Origin of the sequence: Streptomyces sp. F63, from assembly GCF_018070345.1 — a bacterium.
In the GTDB taxonomy this organism is placed as follows: Bacteria; Actinomycetota; Actinomycetes; order Streptomycetales; family Streptomycetaceae; genus Streptomyces.
The window spans coordinates 1-19,991 of the sequence record NZ_JAGPXX010000007.1 but is presented as its reverse complement, the minus strand read 5'-3'; the positions used below and the strand labels follow the sequence as shown (position 1 = coordinate 19,991).

15 protein-coding genes and 1 pseudogene are annotated in these 19,991 nt (G+C 75.0%); 5 read left to right on the top strand and 11 right to left on the bottom strand.

Annotated features, from left to right (window positions below; all coding sequences use genetic code 11):
• Nucleotides 1–21 precede the first annotated feature (21 nt).
• The gene (locus tag KBZ10_RS09890) at nucleotides 22–1,977 is read left to right on the top strand and encodes an ABC transporter ATP-binding protein (RefSeq protein WP_374223332.1); all 1,956 of its coding nucleotides are present in this window, start codon (nucleotides 22–24) and stop codon (nucleotides 1,975–1,977) included.
• An 83-nt stretch (nucleotides 1,978–2,060) separates the two neighbouring features.
• Here KBZ10_RS09890 and KBZ10_RS09885 read toward each other — a convergent pair.
• Nucleotides 2,061–3,409, bottom strand: a pseudogene (locus KBZ10_RS09885) (RNA polymerase sigma factor).
• A gap of 254 nt (nucleotides 3,410–3,663) precedes the next feature.
• Here KBZ10_RS09885 and KBZ10_RS09880 point away from each other — a divergent pair.
• Nucleotides 3,664–4,608 carry a hypothetical protein gene (locus tag KBZ10_RS09880; protein WP_210987163.1) on the top strand — a complete coding sequence of 315 codons (945 nt, stop codon included), beginning with the start codon at nucleotides 3,664–3,666 and terminating at the stop codon, nucleotides 4,606–4,608.
• Nucleotides 4,609–4,684: 76 nt separating this feature from the next.
• On the opposite strand, the gene dnaG is transcribed toward KBZ10_RS09880, so the two are convergent.
• From dnaG to KBZ10_RS09855, 5 genes are all read right to left on the bottom strand, one after another.
• Nucleotides 4,685–6,613 carry a DNA primase gene (gene dnaG / locus KBZ10_RS09875; RefSeq protein WP_210987162.1) on the bottom strand — a complete coding sequence of 643 codons (1,929 nt, stop codon included), beginning with the start codon at nucleotides 6,611–6,613 and terminating at the stop codon, nucleotides 4,685–4,687.
• Nucleotides 6,614–6,809: 196 nt separating this feature from the next.
• The gene (locus KBZ10_RS09870) at nucleotides 6,810–7,271 is read right to left on the bottom strand and encodes a GNAT family N-acetyltransferase (protein WP_210987161.1); all 462 of its coding nucleotides are present in this window, start codon (nucleotides 7,269–7,271) and stop codon (nucleotides 6,810–6,812) included.
• 218 nt (nucleotides 7,272–7,489) lie between these two features.
• Complete coding sequence (locus KBZ10_RS09865; RefSeq protein ID WP_210987160.1) at nucleotides 7,490–8,767, bottom strand: NAD(P)/FAD-dependent oxidoreductase; 1,278 nt, start codon at nucleotides 8,765–8,767, stop codon at nucleotides 7,490–7,492.
• A gap of 233 nt (nucleotides 8,768–9,000) precedes the next feature.
• Nucleotides 9,001–10,431, bottom strand: coding sequence for a deoxyguanosinetriphosphate triphosphohydrolase (locus tag KBZ10_RS09860; RefSeq protein ID WP_210987159.1), 1,431 nt, complete (start codon nucleotides 10,429–10,431; stop codon nucleotides 9,001–9,003).
• A gap of 142 nt (nucleotides 10,432–10,573) precedes the next feature.
• Nucleotides 10,574–11,635, bottom strand: a complete 1,062-nt coding sequence (locus KBZ10_RS09855) for a sirohydrochlorin chelatase (protein ID WP_210987158.1) — start codon at nucleotides 11,633–11,635, stop codon at nucleotides 10,574–10,576.
• A gap of 459 nt (nucleotides 11,636–12,094) precedes the next feature.
• On the opposite strand from KBZ10_RS09855, the gene KBZ10_RS09850 reads away from it, so the two are divergent.
• Nucleotides 12,095–12,802 (top strand): ElyC/SanA/YdcF family protein, encoded by a 708-nt coding sequence (locus tag KBZ10_RS09850; protein ID WP_307847337.1) that lies wholly within the window; start codon nucleotides 12,095–12,097, stop codon nucleotides 12,800–12,802.
• Nucleotides 12,803–12,988: 186 nt separating this feature from the next.
• Nucleotides 12,989–15,136 (top strand): molybdopterin oxidoreductase family protein, encoded by a 2,148-nt coding sequence (locus tag KBZ10_RS09845; RefSeq protein WP_210987157.1) that lies wholly within the window; start codon nucleotides 12,989–12,991, stop codon nucleotides 15,134–15,136.
• 59 nt (nucleotides 15,137–15,195) lie between these two features.
• On the opposite strand, the gene KBZ10_RS09840 is transcribed toward KBZ10_RS09845, so the two are convergent.
• From KBZ10_RS09840 to KBZ10_RS09830, 3 genes are all read right to left on the bottom strand, one after another.
• A complete protein-coding gene (locus KBZ10_RS09840; protein ID WP_210987156.1) occupies nucleotides 15,196–15,675 on the bottom strand; it encodes a gamma-glutamylcyclotransferase family protein in 480 nt (159 codons plus the stop codon).
• Complete coding sequence (gene cutA / locus KBZ10_RS09835; RefSeq protein ID WP_210987155.1) at nucleotides 15,672–15,995, bottom strand: divalent-cation tolerance protein CutA; 324 nt, start codon at nucleotides 15,993–15,995, stop codon at nucleotides 15,672–15,674. The genes KBZ10_RS09840 and cutA overlap by 4 nt, the downstream gene beginning before the upstream one ends.
• A gap of 281 nt (nucleotides 15,996–16,276) precedes the next feature.
• A complete protein-coding gene (locus KBZ10_RS09830) occupies nucleotides 16,277–17,440 on the bottom strand; it encodes a S8 family peptidase (protein WP_210987154.1) in 1,164 nt (387 codons plus the stop codon).
• A gap of 407 nt (nucleotides 17,441–17,847) precedes the next feature.
• On the opposite strand from KBZ10_RS09830, the gene KBZ10_RS09825 reads away from it, so the two are divergent.
• A complete protein-coding gene (locus KBZ10_RS09825) occupies nucleotides 17,848–19,257 on the top strand; it encodes a helix-turn-helix transcriptional regulator (protein WP_210987153.1) in 1,410 nt (469 codons plus the stop codon).
• A gap of 84 nt (nucleotides 19,258–19,341) precedes the next feature.
• Here the strand turns inward: KBZ10_RS09825 and KBZ10_RS09820 are convergent, their stop codons facing one another.
• Together KBZ10_RS09820 and KBZ10_RS09815 are read right to left on the bottom strand one after the other, a co-directional pair.
• Nucleotides 19,342–19,557, bottom strand: coding sequence for a hypothetical protein (locus KBZ10_RS09820; protein WP_307847319.1), 216 nt, complete (start codon nucleotides 19,555–19,557; stop codon nucleotides 19,342–19,344).
• Complete coding sequence (locus KBZ10_RS09815; protein WP_307847318.1) at nucleotides 19,550–19,831, bottom strand: hypothetical protein; 282 nt, start codon at nucleotides 19,829–19,831, stop codon at nucleotides 19,550–19,552. Before KBZ10_RS09815 ends, KBZ10_RS09820 begins: the two co-directional genes overlap by 8 nt.
• Nucleotides 19,832–19,991 lie beyond the last annotated feature (160 nt).

The following is a 19,991-nucleotide window of genomic DNA, read 5'->3' as shown; positions in this document are numbered from 1 at the left end:
GCCCGCCGCCCCCCGGCGCCCCTGCCCGGCCCGGCCGGGCGGATGATGGGCGGGCCCGTCGAACGGTCCATGGACTTCACGGGCTCCGGACGGCGGCTGCTGCGCCGGCTGCGGCCCGAACGGGCGGTGCTGTACGCCGTGCTGGCGTTGAGCGCGGCCGGTGTCGCGCTGTCCGTGATCGGGCCGCTCATCCTGGGCCGGGCCACCGACCTGGTGTTCGCCGGGGTGATCGGCCGGCGGACACCGGAGGGCGCCACGCAGGACGAGGTGGTGGAGAGCGCGCGCCGCGCGGGCGACGGCAACATCGCCGACATGCTCTCCGCGATGGACTTCACCCCCGGGCAGGGCATCGACTTCGGCGCGGTGGGCGCCGTCCTGCTGACCGCCCTGGCCGTCTACGGCGCCGCCGGCCTCTTCATGCTCGTCCAGGGCCGGCTGGCCGCCCTCGTCATCAACCGCACGGTCTTCCGGATGCGGGAGGACGTACAGGCGAAGCTGTCCCGGCTGCCGCTGGCGTACTTCGACCGGCAGCCGCGCGGCGAGGTGCTGAGCCGGGCCACCAACGACATCGACAACATCGCGCAGACGCTCCAGCAGACCATGAGCCAGCTCCTCAACGCGCTGCTGACGGTGGCCGGGGTGCTGGTGATGATGTTCTGGGTGTCGCCGCTGCTGGCGCTCGTCGCGCTGGTCACCGTGCCGGTGTCGGTGGCGGTCGCGGCGGCCGTCGGCAAGCGGGCGCAGCCGCAGTTCGTGGCGCAGTGGAGGACGACCGGGCAGCTCAACGCGCACATCGAGGAGATGTACACCGGGCACGCCCTGGTGAAGGTCTTCGGGCGGCAGCGGGAGTCGGCGGAGGCGTTCCGCGAGCAGAACGAGGCGCTGTACCGCTCCGGTTTCCGGGCGCAGTTCATCAGCGGGACCATCCAGCCCGCGATGATGTTCATCGGCAATATCGGCTATGTGCTGGTGGCGGTCGTCGGCGGGCTGCGGGTGGCGTCGGGAGCGCTGACGCTGGGGGACGTGCAGGCGTTCATCCAGTACTCGCGGCAGTTCAGCCAGCCGCTGACGCAGGTGGCGAGCATGGCCAACCTGCTGCAGTCCGGGGTCGCCTCGGCCGAGCGCGTCTTCGGGCTGCTGGACGAGGCGGAGCAGGAGCCGGACGGCCCGGCACCGTCGCCCTCCCCGTCGCCGGCGGGTCCCGGGCGCCCCGCGGGCCGCGGCGGGCGGGTCGCCCTGGAGCGCGTCTCGTTCCGCTACCAGCCGGAGAAGCCGCTCATCGAGGATCTGTCGGTGACCGTCGACCCCGGGCAGACCGTCGCGATCGTCGGCCCGACCGGCGCCGGCAAGACCACCCTGGTCAATCTGCTGATGCGGTTCTACGAGGTGACGGGCGGCCGGATCACCCTGGACGGGACGGACATCGCCGCGCTGCCGCGCGAGGAGCTGCGCTCCCGGATCGGCATGGTCCTCCAGGACACCTGGCTGTTCGGCGGCACCATCGCGGAGAACATCGCCTACGGGGCGGCGGACCCGGGGGCGGTGAGCCGGGAGCGGATCGAGGAGGCGGCGCGGGCCGCGCACGCGGACCGCTTCGTCCGCACGCTGCCCGACGGCTACGACACCGTGATCGACGACGACGGCACCGGCGTCAGCGCGGGTGAGAAGCAACTCCTCACCATCGCCCGGGCGTTCCTCTCCGATCCGGTGATCCTGGTGCTGGACGAGGCGACGAGCTCCGTCGACACCCGCACCGAGGTGCTGATCCAGCACGCCATGGCCGGGCTCAGCGCGGGGCGCACCAGCTTCGTCATCGCGCACCGGCTGTCCACGATCCGCGACGCCGATGTCATCCTCGTCATGGAGTCCGGCGCGATCGTCGAGCAGGGCTCGCACGAGAGCCTGCTGGCCGCGGGCGGCGCCTACGCGCGGCTGTACGCGGCGCAGTTCGCGGAGGCGGTCGCGGAGGTGGAGTGACAGCGGCACGGGCGAGGGCGGGGCCGGGGACGGGACGAAGCGGGTCGGCGGGGCAGCGGGCGGCGGGCGGCGGGCGGCGGGGCTCAGTCGAGGTAGCCGCGGAGCTGGTCGGCGAAGTTGTGCTCGCGGAGCCTGCCGAGGGTCTTGGACTCGATCTGCCGGATGCGTTCCCGGGTCACGCCGAAGATCTGCCCGATCTCCTCCAGGGTGCGCGGCCGGCCGTCCACCAGTCCGTAGCGCAACTGGACGACCCTGCGCTCCCGTTCACCGAGGGTGGAGAGCACATGGTCGAGGTGCTCGCGGAGCAGCAGGAAGGCGGCGGACTCGACGGGGGACGCGGCGTCGCCGTCCTCGATGAGGTCGCCGAAGGCCACGTCGTCCTCCTCGCCGACCGGCGCGTGGAGGGACACCGGCTCCTGGGCGAGGCGGAGCACTTCGTCGACCCGCTCCGGGGCGAGGCCGAGATGGGCCGCGATCTCCTCGGCCGACGGCTCGTAACCGCGTTCCTGCAGCACGCGGCGCTGGATCCGGATGACCCGGTTGATCAGTTCGACGACGTGGACGGGCACCCGGATCGTGCGCGCCTGGTCGGCGAGCGCCCGGGACATGGCCTGCCGGATCCACCAGGTGGCGTAGGTGGAGAACTTGTATCCGCGGGCGTAGTCGAACTTCTCGACGGCGCGGATCAGTCCCAGGTTGCCCTCCTGGACGAGGTCGAGCATGGTCAGCCCCCGCCCGACATAGCGTTTCGCGACGGAGACGACGAGCCGCAGATTGGCCTCGATCAGCCGGCGCTTCGCCATCCGCCCGAGCACCACGAGCTGGTCGAGTTCACCGGCCAGCCGGGAATCGAGGTCGGGGAACCGGCTCAGCTTCTCCTCCGCGAAGAGCCCGGCTTCCACGCGGGTCGCGAGCTCGACCTCCTCGGCGGCCGAGAGCAGCGGGATCCGGCCGATCTCGCGCAGGTACTGGCGGAAGAGGTCCGAGGAGGGGCCTGAGGCGTCGGAGCGGGCGGTGCCCCCCTCCCCCGGGCGGGCGGGCGGTGGCGGAGGCCCGGCGTCCGGGACGGCGTCCCCCGGCGGGGAGCCGTCCGGGAACACGTCGCCGGGCGGAGCCCCGCCCGGCGGAGCGGCGTCCGGCGGGGGCTCCGCGTCCTCGGCCGCGGAACCGGCGGAGTCGCCCGGTGGCGTGCCGTCCGGCGCCCCGGGATGGTGCGGCGGGACGGTCAGCGGCGACACGGCCGCCGCCGTGCCGCTGAGGGTGTGGGTCTGCACGGGACGGCCTCCAGGAGGATCGCTGCCGGATCGGGGCGGCATGCGACGGCGGAACGGCCGCGGCCCAGCCGCCGGCCGTCCCGAACGCCGGGAGCGGATCCGCGGGGAGACCCGGGAGCCGGTCGACCGGACCCGCCGCGCTCCGAGGAATCAGGCACCGCACACCAGTGTGAGGCACGGCACACACCCGGTACGAGGGTGCTGCGCCCACTTTCTGGACCGGGCCGTCACCCTTCGCCACCCCTTCGCCACCGAACGTGCGACCACCCGGGCCCGTTCCGGCATGGAGCGGCGCCCCCCGGGTATTCGCGCTGCCGACAGGGCATCAGGTCGCTCTCCGCCGCGCCATCGGCGCCCACACCGGGGGCGGACGCGCGACGGCGCCCCCGGACGGGCACAAGGAGGCTCAACGATGCGTAGGGGCAAACGGGTTCGGGTCGTGGCGGTCGCGGCCGGCGGGCTCCTGGCCGGCGGAGTGCTGGCGGGCTGCGGCCCGGAGAACGGGACGGCGGGCGGTGACGCGTCGCCGGGAGCGGCGCGGACGGAGGAGGACGGCGACCGGAAAGGCGGCGGTGCCGGGAACGGCGAAGCGGGCGCGGCGGGCAGCACGATCGCGGCCGCCTACCGGAAGACGGCGGAGGCCGGGACCGCGGACGTCACCCTGATCACCGAGGTCGAGACCGGGGAGGAGGAAGCCGTCCTCCGCGGCTCCGGCGTCATCGACCTCAAGCGCGGCACCAGCGACATGGTCCTGAAGGCCCCGGGTGCCCGGATCGAGCAGCGCACCGTGGACGGCATCGTCTACCAGAAGCGGCCCGCCGGGCAGCGGGAGCAGCTCCCCGAGGGCAAGACCTGGATGAGCTACGACCTCCGGAAGCTCGGCACGCAGGCGGGCACCGGCGCGCAGATCGCCGACCCGGCCGCGACGCTCGCCTACGCCAAGGGCATCACGGAGAAGGACGTCGAGCGGATCGGCGAGGAGTCTCTCGACGGCGTCCCGACCACGCACTACGAGGTGGCCGTGGACGTCCGGTCGCTGGTGCGGAACAACGAGCTGATGGGCGAGGCGCTGCGGGAGACGGTCGGCGACACCCTGCCGCTGCACATCTGGCTGGACGACGAGGGGCGGCTCCGCCAGCAGAAGATGGAGCTCGACGTCGCCCCCTCCGGAGCGGGCGAGGGACGGAGCGCGCGTCCCGACGAGGTCACCGTCGCCACGACGCTGAAACTCGGCGACTTCGGCACGGACGTGGACGTCGAGCCGCCGCCCGCCGCCGACACGGTCGACATGACCGGCAAGGCCGCGCGCCAGAGGGACGGGAAGGCGGACCGGGGCGCGGCCCGGACGGCCGGCTGAACCCGCCCCGGCCCACTGCTCCCGGCGGCCGGTCCGCGGCCGGTCCGCGGCCGGTTCCCGGTCCGGGAGCGGCGGCTCACAGCGCGGCGGCCCCGCGGTTCCGCAGGTCCTGCCGGTACTGCTCCAGGATCCACAGCTCCTCCTGCAGGGAGGTGTACGCCGACATGTCGCCGCCGGCCTCGCAGCGGCGCATCGAGCCCTGGATCTGCCCGATCCGCCGGTCCACGGCGGCCAGCCGCACGGCGGCGAGCTGCGTGCCGGCGTAGAAGTCGTCCGGCTCCTTGCGGGTCAGCAGCGGCTCGACGGCCAGCTCGGTGATCAGCGAGCGCACGGTGTCGTCCGGCGCCGCCTCGCGGGCGCGGGTGAGGAAGCCGTCGTCGGCGGCGGCCGTGCCGCCGGCCTCCGCGACGGCCTCGCGCACCCTGGCGTACGGGACGGCGGTGAACTCGTCCGCTCCGTACGCGTCGAACACGGGGGCGACCAAGTCGGGCCGCTGGAGCGCCAGTTTGAGCAGCTCGCGCTCCACCCGGTGGGCCGGGCTGCGCAGGTCCAGCCGCGGGCCGCGCGGCGCCGCCGGACGCTGCGGCTCCGGCTGCCGGCCCCGGCCGCCGCCCTGCGGTCCGCGGCCGGGCGACGCGCCCGTCAGGGCCGGTTCCGGCGCGCCGCGCTCGTAGCTGCGGGCCAGGGCGTGCACCCGCCGGCGCACCGCCTCCTCCTCGGCCGGGGAGGTGAGGCCGACCATGCCGCCGAGCCGGGTGGCGTACCGGTCGCGGAGGCTGCGGTCCTTGATCCGGGCCACCACGGGCACGCCCGCGTTGAGCGCGGCGACCTGGCCCTCCTCGGCGTCCAGGTGGTAGCCGGAGACGATCGAGCGGAGCGCGAAGGCGAACAGCGGGGTGCGGGAGTCGATCAGGGAGCGCACGGCCTCGTCGCCCTCGGCGAGCCGCAGTTCGCAGGGGTCCATGCCGCCGGGGGTGATGGCGATGGAGGTCTCGGCGGCGAACTTCTGGTCGTCCTCGAAGGCGCGGAGGGCGGCCTTCTGCCCGGCCGCGTCACCGTCGAACGTGAAGACGACCTCGGCGTTGGAGTTGTCCATCAGCAGCCGGCGGAGGATCTTGATGTGCTCGCCGCCGAAGGAGGTGCCGCAGGTGGCGATGGCCGTGGTGACCCCGGCGAGATGGCAGGCCATGACGTCGGTGTACCCCTCGACGACGACGGCCCGGCTGCCCTTGGCGATGTCCTTCTTGGCCAGGTCGATGCCGTAGAGCACCTGCGACTTGCGGTAGAGCGGGGTCTCGGGGGTGTTGAGGTACTTGGGGCCGTTGTCGTCCTCGCGGAGCTTGCGGGCGCCGAAGCCGATCACCTCGCCGGTGATGTCCCGGATGGGCCACATCAGGCGGCCGCGGAACCGGTCGATGGGCCCGCGGCGGCCGTCCTGGGCGAGCCCGGAGAGGATCAGCTCCTTGTCGGTGAAGCCCTTGCCGCGCAGGAAGCGGACGAGGTGGTCCCAGCCGGCCGGGGCGTAGCCGACGCCGAAGTGCTCGGCCGCGGCCTGGTCGAAGCCGCGCTCGGCGAGGAACGTCCGGCCGATCTCCGCCTCGGCGCTGCCGAGCTGCTCCGTGTAGTAGCGGGCGGCGGCCCGGTGCGCCTCGACCAGGCGGATCTTCTCCCCCTGCTGGCGGGCCGGGTTGTAGCCGCCCTCCTCGTAGCGCAGGGTGATGCCGGCCTGGGCGGCCAGCCGTTCGACGGCCTCCGAGAAGGAGAGGTGGTCGAGCTTCATCACGAAGTCGAGGGTGTCCCCGCCCTCCTGGCAGCCGAAGCAGTAATAGAGCCCCTTGCTGGGGCTCACCTGGAAGGAGGGGCTCTTCTCGTCGTGGAAGGGGCAGAGGCCCTTGAGGTTGCCGCCGCCGGCGCTCCGCAACTGGAGGTACTCGGACACGACGGCGTCGATCGGGACCGCGTCCCGGACCGCCTTCACATCGTCGTCGTTGATCCTGCCTGCCACGCGGTGAAGTCTACGGTGGCCCTGCGACACCCCGGACCGGCCGGTTCCCCGGCCGGATCCCGCGGTCCGGATCGTCCCGGGCGCGTCCTGCGCCCCGCCGCACGGCCGGAAGACCACCTGCTGTGACAGCGGGTGGAGCAGCCTGCTGCGACAGCGGGTGCCCCGGGGAGAGATCACCTCCCCGGCAGGCCGTCAGTCAGTCCGCGCCGTCCCCGAGCTCCCTCGTCAGGACCACGTGCGGGCCGACCCCCTCGATCTCGAACTCCTCACCGACGGCCGTGAAGCCCTCGCGCTCGTAGAAGGCCCGGGCGCCGGTGCGGCCGTGGCACCAGAGGACACCGGCCCCGCGCGAGCGGGCCTCGGCGATCCCCGCCGCCAGCACGGCCCGGCCGAAGCCCCGGCCCCGGACCGGCGGATCGCTCGCCATCCCGCGGAAGCGGTGGGCGGGCGTCCGGCCGCCGGAACCGGGAAGGGGCTCCGGGAAGAAGGTGACGCAGGCCCGCACCGAGCCGGTCTCGTCGTACGCGGCGATGTGGAAGGTGCTGGGCGCCGAGTCCTCCGGGAACACCGCGGACTCCTCGGGAAGACCGGGGCGGAGCACCTTCCACCGCAGCTCGAAGATCTCCGCCACGGGCACGACAGCTGTGGGTATCGCCATGGGTGCGACGCTACCCGGGACCCGGGCGGCCGCTCCACCGGCGCTTTCCCCGCTCCGTCCCCGTGTCCGTCCCGCCCCGTCCCGCTCGCCCGGACCGGCGGACGGACGAGCGGACGCGGACGGGCAGGCGGGCCGGCGGACGTTCCCGGGCGTCCGCCCCGGCCCGCCCCCGGCCCGACTCCCGCCCCGGGTCCGTCTCCCTCCGGCTCCGCCCCGCCCTACTCGGACGGCTGCTCCGCGAGCGATCCGAGCGGTACGGAGGGGTCGGCGAGCGCCGACGGGTCCACGGGCCGGCCGGAGCGGACGAGCCGCTGGATCTTGTCCGTGACGTCCCAGACGTTGACGTTCATACCGGCGAGCACCCGGCCGTCGGCGGCCAGCCAGAAGGCGATGAACTCCCGGCGGGCCGCGTCACCGCGGATCACCACCTGGTCGTAACTGCCGGGCGGGGCGTAGCCGGAGTACTCCAGGCCCACGTCGTACTGGTCGGAGAAGAAGTACGGGATCCGGTCGTAGACCACCTCGCGGCCGAGCATCGAACGGGCCGCCGCCGGGCCGCCGTTGAGGGCGTTCGCCCAGTGCTCGACGCGCAGCCGGCCGCCGAGCAGCGGATGTGCGGCCGCGGCGACGTCACCGGCGGCGTAGATGTCCGGGTCGCTGGTGCGCAGGGACGCGTCGACAGCGATGCCGCCGCCGGAGGCCGGGTCGGCCAGTTCCAGTCCGGCGGCTTCGGCGAGGGCGGTGCGCGGGGCCGCGCCGATGGCGGCGAGGACGGCATGCGCCGGGTGCTCCTCGCCGTCGTCCGTGCGGGCCGCGAGAACCATGCCGTCCTGGCCGGTGATCTCGGTGAGACTCGCGCCGAAGTGGAAGCGGACGCCGCGCTCGGCGTGGAGGTCGGTGAAGATGCCGCCCAGCTCGGGGCCGAGGATGCCGTGCAGCGGGGTCGCGGAGCGTTCGACCACCGTCACCTCGGCGCCGTAGCCGCGGGCGGCGGCGGCCACTTCGAGGCCGATCCAGCCGGCCCCGGCGATCAGGAGATGGCCGTTGTCCCGGCCCAGTGAGGCCAGGACGCCGCGCAGCCGCTCGGCGTGCGCCAGCCGGCGCAGATGGTGGACGCCGGCCAGGCCGGTGCCGGGGATGTCGAGGCGGCGGGGCTCGGCGCCGGTGGCGAGCAGCAGCTTGTCGTAGTGGCAGCGGGTGCCGTCGCCCAGGCCGACGGTCTTGGCGGCCGGGTCGAGGTGGACGGCGGACTGGCCGAGGTGGAGCTCGATCTCGGCCTGCGCGTACCAGGCCGGTTCGTGCACGAAGGCGCTCTCCCGCTCCTCCTTGCCGATGAGGAAGCCCTTGGAGAGGGGCGGACGCTCGTAGGGCTGGTCGCGCTCGTCGCAGATGAGGATGACCCGGCCGGTGAACCCCTCCGACCGCAGGGTCTCGGCCGCCTTCGCCCCCGCCAGCCCTCCCCCGACGATGACGAAGGTCTGATGTGCGTCGACCACGTGATGCCTCCTCGCTACCGGCGTATGGGCCTGCGTTCATAGTCCCCCGGGCGTCCCGCCCCAAGCGAGCGTCCCGCAACGGGCGTGCCGAGTGAAGGGGAGGCGGGCCGGGCCGGGCAGACCTTCACGGGTCGTCCCCATGGGGCGGTGGCGGCCGGGGGCCCCGGGGCCCCCGCGGGCCCGCGCGGCCGGCGGGTTCGCCACCCGGTGGTCCCGGGTCCGCCGGTCTTCGTTCAGCCGTCGTGCGGGTCCGGCCGGGCCGTGAGCCGGGCGTGCAGGCCGCGGGCCGAGGTGTCGGTGAGCGAGGCGATCTGGTCGACGACCACGCGCTGCCGGGCCCGCTCGTCCCCGGCCGCCGCGTACTCCGCCCGGAACTGCGGGTCCATGCCGTCGGGTGCCCGTGCGCTCAGCGCCTCGGCCAGTTCCCCGAGGACGACGCGCTGGTCGGCGCGGAGGCGCTCCTGCTCGGGGTGCTGCATCACATACCGGTCGGCGACCGCCTTGAGCACGGCGCACTCCAGGCGCGTGGCGCGGGGAACCACCAGTTCGGCGGTGTAGCGGGTCAGTCTCCCCGAGCCGTACGCGGCCCGTGTCGCGCCCTCGGCGGCGAGGCAGAAGCGGCCGATGAGCTGGCTGGTGGCGTCCTTCAGCCGGGCCTGCGCCACGGCGGAGCCGTCGTAGCCGTGCGGCCACCACTCCTGGTCCGTCAACCGGTCCAGTGCCTCCGCCAGTTCGTCCGCCTCGGTGCCCGGGGGCGCGTAACGGGCCTGCGCCACCCGGAAGATGTCCTGCCGCTCGGGCTCCGCGAGGAGGAGGTTGGGGTCGATGTGGCCGGCGTGCAGGCCGTCCTCGACGTCGTGGACGGAGTACGCCACGTCGTCGGACCAGTCCATGACCTGGGCCTCGAAGCACTGCCGCCGCGGGGGCGCGCCCTGCCGGAGCCAGTCGAAGACGGGCCGGTCGTCCTCGTACACACCGAACTTCGGGGAGGCCGGCCCGGCGGGGCGGGCGCCGCGGGGCCACGGATACTTGGTGGCGGCGTCGAGGGCGGCGCGGGTGAGGTTGAGACCCACGCTGACCAGGTCGCCGTCCTCCGTGCGGACGAACCGTTTCGGCTCGATGCGGGTCAGCAGCCGCAGGGACTGGGCGTTGCCCTCGAAGCCGCCGCAGTCCTTGGCGAAGTCGTCGAGAACTTGTTCGCCGTTGTGCCCGAACGGGGGATGCCCGAGGTCGTGCGCCAGACAGGCCACCTCGACCAGATCGGGGTCGCAGCCGAGCGCCGCGCCCAGTTCGCGGCCGACCTGGGCGCACTCCAGGGAGTGGGTGAGGCGGGTGCGGGGGCTCGCGTCCCAGGCGGAGGTCCGGACGGGACCGGCTCCGGCGCCGCCCGCCGCGGCGGGCTCCTGGGCGATACCGGGGGTCACCACCTGGGTCTTCCCCGCGAGCCGGCGCAGGGCGGCCGAGTGCAGGACGCGGGCGCGGTCGCGCTGGAAGTCCGTCCGGCCGGGCCGCTTGTCCGGCTCGGGCGACCAGCGTTCGACGTCCGCCCGGCCGTACCCCGGCACGGGGGTGCGCAGGGTGCGCGGGTGATCCCGGCCACCGGGGGCCACCCGGTCGCCGGGGTCTCCGGAGGGCAGGGGCGCTGGTGTGCCGTCGCCGTTCATACGGTGACCGTATCCGCAGCGGGCGACGGCATTCATGAGCCGTTCGGGGCCCGGGCTCCCGCGAGCGGGGCGCCGGGCGGCGGGCGGCGGGCGGCGGACCACGCGAGACCCGGTCGTCCGGGCGGTCCCCGGCGGCCCGGTGTCACGCGGCCGAGGCCGAGCCCGGGCCGGGGCCGGCGGCGCGGACCGGGAAGGTCCGGGCCGCCGGTGGTGCCGCGGCGGCGAGCGCCTCGTCGTAGCGGTGCAGGACCAGGCGGGCCATCGCGGTGTGCGCTCCCAGGGGGGCCGCCGCGAGGCCGTCCGGCGCGGCCTGCGCGCAGCGGGTGGCGAACCGCCCGGGCGCGGTGAAGTACGAGGCCACGGCCACCCGGCGGCAGCCCCGGGCGCGCAGTTCGCGGACCGCTTCCGGCACGGTGGGCGCCGCGGCCGAGGCGTAGGCCGGGACCACGGGAATGCCGCCGAGGCGTGCGCCGAGCAGCCGGGCGGTCCCGCCGGTGTCGCGGGCCCCGTCCGGATCGCGCGATCCGGCCGCCGCCAGCACCACGCCGTCGTAGCCGTCGAGACCGCCCTCGGGGCCGCCGGGACCGCCGGCCACCTCGGTCAGCCGGGCGTGCAGCGCCTCCGCGAGCAGGGGGTGCGGGCCGAGCGGCGCGGCGACGACGGCCCGCAGGGCGGGGGCCGAGTCGGCGAGGATCCGCGGGATGTCGTGCTTGACGTGGTAGCCGCGGCTGAGCAGCAGGGGCACGAGGACGGCGCCGTGGTCGGCGGCGCCGCTGCCGCCGGTCCCCGCGCCGGGAGCGGGGTACGCGCCGGGAGCGGGGTACGCGCCGGGAGCGGCTGTGCGGCCCGTCCGGAGGGTCGCTTCCGTCTCCGCCAGCGTTTCCGGCAGCAGGGGCTCGTTCAGCTCGATGTGCCCGAGGCGGACCGTGAGCCCGGGACGGAGCGCGCGGACCCGGTCGAGGAGCGCGGTGACCGTGCGCAGGGCCTCGGGGTCGCGGCTGCCGTGCGCCACGGCGACCAGGGCGGGTGGCCGGGTCCCGGAGCGGCGGGGTGTGGGGTACGGGTGCCCGCCGCGGGCGCCGATGGAGTGGAGGGCGGTGCCGAGCCGGCTGCCGATCCGGTGCATGAGCTGCGCCGTGCTGTCGAGGTCGAGCGGGCCGGGGCGGTGGCCGTGGGGGCCTGGGTGCGGGATCGACGCCGTCATGCGACGAGTCTGCCGGGCGCTCGTTGCCGTGCCGTTGCGCCGTGATGACGCCTGGTTTCCGCTGCTTCACCGGCGCGGGCGGGATCTGTGAGGGGCGCGAACGCGGCGGCGGGCGAGGGCGTGCGAGCGGGGCACGGGCTTCGCCGCCCGGGGTGCGGGAGCGGCCGGTGTCCCTCCGGAGGGAACCGGTGCCCGCCTGCCGGGCGTTGTGGTGATCGTACGTCTGTGCGGGGGTGGCCGGTGGCGGCGGGAGAGCGGGGTGCGGTGAAGGCGGCACGGGGCCGGGCGGAGGGTCTCCGGGGGGACGGGGAGAGCGGGACCGGGGACCGGGAACGCGGGACCGGGGACGGCGAGAGCGGGCCCCCGCCCCGCCCGGACTCGCCGCCGTCCTCCTCACCCGGGCCGGGGCCCGGCCCGCGCCCGCCACGGCCGGGTCCCGCCCCGTCCCGGTTCCCGCGGATCCCGGGCCTCCGGTTCTCCGTCCCCCGCCTCCCGCGTACGGTCCGGGGCAGACGGCGGTTGGTCCAAGCGGCCGTACTGGGCTGCGTGCTGGGGCTGCTGCCGATGACGTGGATGACGGCGGCCGGCTCCGGCCGGGTGCGGTCCGCCGCGGACGCCCCGCCCGCCCCGGTGGCCGTCGTCTTCGGCGCCGGCCTGCGGGACGGCGCCCCGTCGCCGTATCTGGCCCACCGTCTCGACGCGGCGGCCGAGTTGTACGCGGCGGGCACGGTCCGGGTGGTGCTGGTGACGGGCGACAACAGCACCCCCGACTATGACGAGCCCGACGCGATGCGCGCCTACCTCACGGCGCGCGGCGTACCGGACGGCCGGATCGTCAGCGACTACGCCGGGTTCGACACCTGGGACTCCTGCGTACGGGCGAAGGAGATCTTCGGCGTGGAGCGCGCGGTGCTCGTCACCCAGGGCTTCCACATCCGCAGGGCGCTGGCGCTGTGCGGGGCTGCGGGCCTCGACGCGTACGGCGTCGGGGTGGCCGAGCGGCGCGACGCGACCTGGTACGCGGGCGGGGCCCGGGAGGTCCTCGCGGCGGCGAAGGCCGCGCTGGACGCCGCGGTCCGCCCGGACCCGCGCTTCCTGGGCCCGCGGGAGCCGGGTGTGCGGGAGGCCCTGTTCCCGGCGGAGTCCGCGGGCCCGCCGGCGCCGTAGGGCGGGGCGCGGGCCCGGCGCGCACGCGCGCGAGTTCGGGCACGGCGGCCGGAGCACCGGCGAGGACGCACGAGGGGCGCGCCCCGGCACCTCACGGCGGCCCGCCGGCCGCGCTGAGGTCTCCGTCCGAGGCGCGTAACCCGGCGGGGAGCGGGTGCGTAACACGGGCCGCGCAAGCTGGCGTGCATGAGTGCCACGCTTCCCGCCGCCGCCGTTCCGCCCCGGCACACCGCCGTCGACACCCACTGCCCGTACTGCGCCCTGCAGTGCGGGATGGGACTGCGGCCGGGCGGGGACGGGGCGGCACCCGGGGCGGTCGGGGCGGCCGGGGCGGTCGAGGTGGTCGAGGTGGTCGAACGGCCGGCGTTCCCCGTCAACCGGGGTGCCCTGTGCGGCAAGGGCCGTACCGCCGCCGCCGTGCTCGACCCGCGGCTGCGGCTCACCGGGCCGCTGGTGCGCCGGGACGGCGAACTGGTGCCGGCCGGCTGGGACGAGGCGCTGGACCGGGCCGCCGAAGGGCTGATCCGCACCCGCGCCGCCCACGGCGCGGACGCCGTGGGGGTGTTCGGCGGCGGCGGGCTGACCAACGAGAAGGCGTACGCACTGGGCAAGTTCGCCCGGGTCGCGCTCGGCACCTCGCAGATCGACTACAACGGCCGCTTCTGCATGTCCTCGGCCGCGGCCGCCCACCAGCGCGCCTTCGGGCTGGACCGGGGGCTGCCGTTCCCGCTGGAGGACGTGGCCCGCACCGGCTGCGTCATCCTCGTCGGCTCCAACCTCGCCGAGACGATGCCTCCCGCGCTGCGCTATCTGCGGGAGCTGCGGGAGAACGGCGGCAGGCTGATCGTCGTCGACCCGCGCCGCACCCGGACCGCCGAGCAGGCCGATCTCCATCTGGCGCCGCGCCCGGGCACGGATCTGGCGCTGGCCCTGGGAATGCTGCACCTGGTGGTGGCCGAGGGCCGGGTGGACGAGGAGTTCCTGGCGGAGCGGACGGCGGGCTGGCCCGAGGCCCGGTCGGCTGCGATGGCGCACTGGCCGGAGCTGGTGGAACGGATCACGGGGGTGCCGCTGCCGGCGATCCGGGAGGCCGTGGAGCTGTTCTGCGGCGCGGAGAGCGGCATGGTGCTGACGGCGCGCGGTCCGGAACAGCAGTCGAAGGGCACCGACACGGTGGGCGCCTGGATCAACCTCTGCCTCGCCACGGGCCGCGCCGGGCGGCCGCTGTCCGGTTACGGCTGCCTGACCGGCCAGGGCAACGGCCAGGGCGGGCGTGAACACGGCCAGAAGGCCGACCAGTTGCCCGGCTACCGCAAACTGGCCGACCCGGCGGCACGCGCCCATGTGGCGGGGGTCTGGGGCGTCGCCCCGGAGTCCCTGCCGGGCCCGGGGCGCAGCGCGTACGAGCTGCTGGACGCGCTGGGCGGTGACGTGCGGTCGCTGCTGCTGATGGGGTCGAACCCGGTGGTGTCCGCGCCGCGCGCCGCGCACGTCGCCGAGCGGTTCGCCGCGCTGGACTTCCTGGTGGTGGCCGACGTGGTGCTGTCGGAGACGGCGGCGATGGCGGACGTGGTGCTGCCGGTGACGCAGTGGGCCGAGGAGACGGGGACGACGACGAACCTGGAGGGCCGGGTCGTCCTGCGCCGCAAGGCGGTCGATCCGCCGGCGGATGTGCGGTCGGATCTGCAGGTGCTGCACGGGCTGGCGCGGCGGATGGGCCGCGAGAAGGGCTTCCCCGTCGATCCGGAGGAGGTGTTCGAGGAGCTGCGGCGGGCGTCGGCGGGCGGCCCCGCGGACTACGCGGGCATCAGCTACCGGCGGATCGCCGAGGAGGACGGCGTCTTCTGGCCCTGCCCGGACGAGGGGCATCCGGGGACGCGCCGGCTGTTCCTGGAGCGGTTCGCGACGGAGGACGGCCGGGCCCGGTTCGTCCCCGTGACGCACCGGCCGGCCGCCGAGGAGCCGGACGGGGAGTATCCGGTGTTCCTGACGACGGGGCGGGTGGTCGCCCAGTACCAGTCGGGCGCGCAGACCCGGCGGGTCGCCGAGCTGAACGCCGCCGCACCGGGGCCGTTCGTGGAACTGCATCCGCGGCTGGCCGAGCGGATCGGGGTCGCGGACGGCGAACCGGTGGCGGTGACCTCGCGGCGGGGGCGGGCCGTGGCGCCCGCGCGGGTGACGCGGGACATCCGGCCGGACACGGTCTTCATGCCGTTCCACTGGCCGGGCGAGGGCCGGGCGAACACCCTGACGAATCCGGCGCTCGACCCGGCCTCACGGATGCCGGAGTTCAAGGTCTGTGCCGTCCGGGTGGAGGCGGCGGACGGGCCATAGCCGAGCGGGCCGAGCGGCTCCCCCGCCGCCCGGCCGGCGTCCCGGCCGGGCCGCCGGCCTCAGCCGCGCGCCGAGCCGCCGCGCTCCGCGCGCTCGGGCGGCCAGCGGCCGCCGGGGACCCGGGTACCGGTGGTCCGCAGTCCGCGCGCCACGGGCTCGGCCGCGAAGTACGCCCAGGCGCGCAGGGCCCGCCCGTCGGCGCGCAGCACATCCCGCGCGCACCGCTCGTAGAAGGTGGCGGGCTCCCCGGGCGCGTAGCCCTCCAACTCATCGAGCCGAGCGAGCAGTTCGTCGTAGTCGGTGGCGCGCGGGGTGATGAGGTGGCCGCGGACCTCGCCGCCCCGCTCCTCGACGGCGTACGGGAAACCGGGCCCCTCGTAGAGCGCGGCGCCCGGGAGCCGGGCGGGCTCCTCCCGCTCGGTGCGGCCGCGCAGCAGCCGCGCGTAGTGGCGTTCGCCGGGGCGCAGCGTGCCGTAGACGAAGACGGGCAGCCGCGCGGGTCCGGTCCCGGGGCCGGACGGGGCTTCCCCGGGGCTCACCGGGCCGCCGTCTCCGCGGCGACCCAGGTGAGGTAGTCGGCGCCGCCCTGGGTGACGGGGGTGGCGATGATCTCGGGGACGTCGTAGTCGTGGGCGCCCCGGATATAGGTCTCCAGTTCACCGAAGCGGACGCTCGCCGTTTTGAAGAGGACCTGCCACTCGCGGGCGGTCTCGACCGCGCCGTCCCAGTGGTAGACGGAGGTGACCGGCGCGCTGATCTGCGCGCACGCCGCCACCCGCGCCTCCACGGCTCCGCGGGCCAGCGCCTCGGCCTTCTCGGCGCTGTCGGTGGTCGTCATGACGGTCAGGAACTCGGCCATGGCGGAGTCCTCCTCGTGCTGCCGGTGTGGTCGCCTCGTCCCGTGCACCGTAACGGGCGGGCCGGGACCGGCCGCAACGACGGCGCCCGCCCTCCGCCCCGCGCTCCCGTCGGCCACGGGTGCGGAGCGGAGGGCGGGCGGTCCCGCCGCGGGCCCCGGCGGGTGCAGCCGCCGGTTCCGTCAGCGGCGGCGGAGCGGGCCGGACCCGCGGTCACGGACCCGCGGTCACGGACCCGCGGTCACGGACCCGCGGTCACAGGCCGCGGACCGGAAGCCGCGGATCAGAGGCCCGCCTTGTACAGCAGCCGGTTCGGGGTGCCGCTGTAGTTCCCGCTGATGACGTTCGTCGTGGCGTTGGAGGTGATCCAGCTGTTGACCGTGGACGACGAGGCGTCGCCGTAGGCCGACTTGTAGAGCGCCGCGACGCCGGCGACGTGCGGGGACGCCATCGAGGTGCCGCTCAGCGAGGTGCTGCCGCCGCCCAGCCGCGTCGAGGTGATCGACACGCCGGGGGCGTAGACGTCGGTGCAGGAGCCGTAGTTGCTGAACGACGCCTTGCGGTCCGAGCTGTCGGAGGCGGCCACGGTGATCGTGCCGGGCGCGCTGGCCGGGGAGACGTTGCAGGCGTTCTGGTTCTCGTTGCCGGCCGCCACGGACAGGTGCACACCGGAGTTGGCGAGGTTGGTCGCCGCGTTGTTGATGGCCGAGGAGTAGCCGCCACCGAGCGAGGCGTTGGCCACGGCGGGCTTCACGGCGTTCTGCCGCACCCAGTCGAATCCGGCGACGACCCCGGCGGTGGTTCCGGAACCGGAGCAGTCGAGCACCCGGACGCCGCGCAGCTGCACGCCCTTGGCGACGCCGTACGTGCTGCCGCCGACCGTGCCGGCCACGTGCGTGCCGTGGCCCTGGCAGTCCTGCCCGTTGCCGCCGAACGCGTCGAACACGTTGCGGGCCCGGCCGCCGAAGTCGGAGTGGGAGGTCTGGATGCCGGTGTCGATGATGTACGCCGTGACGCCGGAGCCGTTGCGGTTGTAGGTGTAGGTGCCGCTCAGCGGGCGGTTCCGCTGGTCGATGCGGTCCAGGCCCCAGGGGGCGTTGTACTGGGTGGCGTCGGCCGTGATCCGCTGGTCCTCCTCGATGGCGGCCACGGCTCCGTTGCTCCGCAGCTCGGTGAGCTGCGCGGGGGTGAGCTTGGCGGCGAAGCCGTTCAGGGCCTTGGAGTAGACGTGCCGGGTTCTGATGCCCTCGGCCTTGGCTATGTCCTTGGCCTTGGCGCCGGCCTTGAGGGTGACGATGTAGCTGCCCGTCACTTCCAGCTTCTGCGGGGCCTGCTGGACGGCGACCAGCGGGGCGGGGGTGTCGTCCGGAGCCGCGACGGCTCCGGCGGTGGGGGTGAGGGCCAGCGGCACGGCGAGCAGCAGTGCGCCGATGTGGGAGCGCTTCATGACGGAAGAGACCCTTTCGTCTCGCGGCGGCAGGGGTGGCCGCCGCTTCCTGGGGGAGACCTCCGGAGCCCGCCCGGACCGTGGGCGTCCGGGCAGGCGTCCGTGCTGGGTGGCACGCCGGAGGTTCGCCCGTACGGTCTCGAGCACGCGTACGGGCGGAAGAGCCGCCGCAGCGCGCGCGTCCCCGGAAGACGCGCGCGGCGCGGCACACCGGTCGGCGGTTCCGGAGGGTTGGGGGGCACCGCCGGACCGCCGGTGACCCGGCGCTGTGCGGCTCACGTTAACGCCGGTTACCGGCGGTTGACCCCGGCCGGATCAGGCGTGACCGGTCCCGGCCACGTACCGCTCACCGGTGTGCGGCGTCCGACTTTTTGGCAAAGGCGGCATGGCGCCCTATCGTCATGCACATGTCTGCCGGAGACGACAACCGGCCACCCGGCCGGCCGGACACCCCCCGCACCGGACGGCGGCAGCCCCCGCCCGGCGCCGCGGCCGCCGCCCCTGCCGACGGCGGCACCGAGGCCAGGGCGAGGGCGGCCTATGCCGCGCTGCTGCGGCAGTTGACGCTGCACCAGGCGGATACCGGCCCGGACACCGCGCCGGGTGCGGGACACGTCGGCGGGCCCGGCGGAACGGGTCCGGACGGAATGGATCCGGACACCGGCACGGGACCGGACGGCACGGCGGCAGGCCCGGACATCAGGCCCACAAGACCGGACAGCGCGGGACCGGACAGCGCGGATCCGGACGAGACCGAACCCGGCAGATCCCGGTCCGAGCCGGACGGGACGGGACCGGACGGGACGGGACCGGGTGTTACGGAGCCGGGCGGGACGGGACCGGGAGTTACGGAGCCGGGCGTTACGGAGCCGGGCGGTACCGGGCCCGGCAGCCACTCCGGCGGCCTCCCGGACACCTCCCCGGGCGACGCCACGGCGGACACCCTGCCCGAGGACGTGGCCCGCTGGCTCACCGAGCGCCGCCTCCTCAACCCCTCTCGCACGGACGTCAGTTCACCCGAGCGGGCCATCGCCGAGCTGCTGACCGGGCACAGGGAACGCCTGCTGAGCGCCTGCACGACGCTGCAACGCGACCTCAGGGCCGTGGAGGACGTGGCGCGGCTGCTGCCGCCGCCCCGGCTGCACGGGCACGACACCGTGCCCGTCGAGTTCTTCACGGACCGCACCCAACTCCGCAAACGCATCGACGCGTTCCATCCGCTGACCCGGCACGAACTGCTGTCCATGCGCACCACCTTCCCCGAGCCGGAGGTGCTGGAGGAGAGTCTGGTCACCGACCTCGAAGTGCTCGCCCGGGGCGCCGCCTGCCGGCTGCTCGTCTCGGCGAGCGCCCTGCGCAAACCGGGTGCGGCCCGCTACGTGGAGAGCGTGGCCGAGGCCGGGGCGGAGGTCCGCGTCGCCACCTCCGTACCGCTCTACCTCCTGATCGTCGACCGGGAACTCACCGTCATGTGGGCCGGTCTGGGCTCCGACCACGACTGCGGTGACGTCGCCCTGCACGGCTCCCTCATCGCCTCCTGCTTCGTGCAGGTCTTCGAGCACAGCTGGGCCGCCGCCTCCCCGCACACCCCCGGCCCTCCCGCCGGCCGGGCACAGTCCCCCCAGGACTACACACCCCGGGAACGCGAGGTGCTCGCCCTCCTGGCCACCGGCGCCAAGGACGAGAGCATCGCCCGCCGCCTCGGCATCTCGGAACGCACCCTGCGCCGCCTGATGAACCAACTGATCGACAAACTCGGCGTGGAGAGCCGCTTCGCGGCCGGCGTCCGCGCGGCCCGCCTGGGCCTGGTGGACTGACAGCGACCACCGGCCCACAAGGCCCGGAAACAAACGAACTGGGCAGCGCAGCTCAACCGGCCCAAGTGACCCGCACCACGACGATCATCTGCCGACTCGGCACGGGCAGAAACCAGAGCAGCCCCGCACCCAGGAAGTCGAGTGTCCGCGAGCTCCGCCCTCGCCGACTTCGCCGGCGTCACGGCCGAGAACGGCCAGTTCCCGTGCGAGGCGTTCGACTTCCGTGACGACGTGCGCCGGGAGCCCACCGACGACATGCTCGGCATCCGGGTCGTACTCCCAGACCCAGGCGTCACTCACGATCCAGTTCCTCACTCGCCGCACGAAGGATGCGGCCGACCTCAGCGGCCGCGGAACGCGCTTCCTCGGGATCGGCGAGCGGATCGGCGGCCCGCTCCTGGCAGGCGCGGAAGCGAGCCGCGCGCTGCGGCCATCTTTCGATGTTGACGATGGCGCCCCAGTGCAGGGTGAAGGCCCGCAGAGGCCCGAGGCTGCTGGTGCGCTGCGCGTTCGTCGCGGCCCGGGCGAGATGCCGGTTGAGCTCCGGAAGACGGCTCGGAACGATGTGCGCCACAGCCTCCCGCAGGCCATCCGGCGTGAGCGGCGGCGTGACTCCACCCACGCGTAAACGCGCGGGCTTCCTGCGTCGGTGGCTAAGCCGCCGCGCAGAGGACCAGCCCGGCCCTGTTGAGGACGTTCGTCGCGCCGGCGTGGTCCGCGTTCGCCGCGAACCC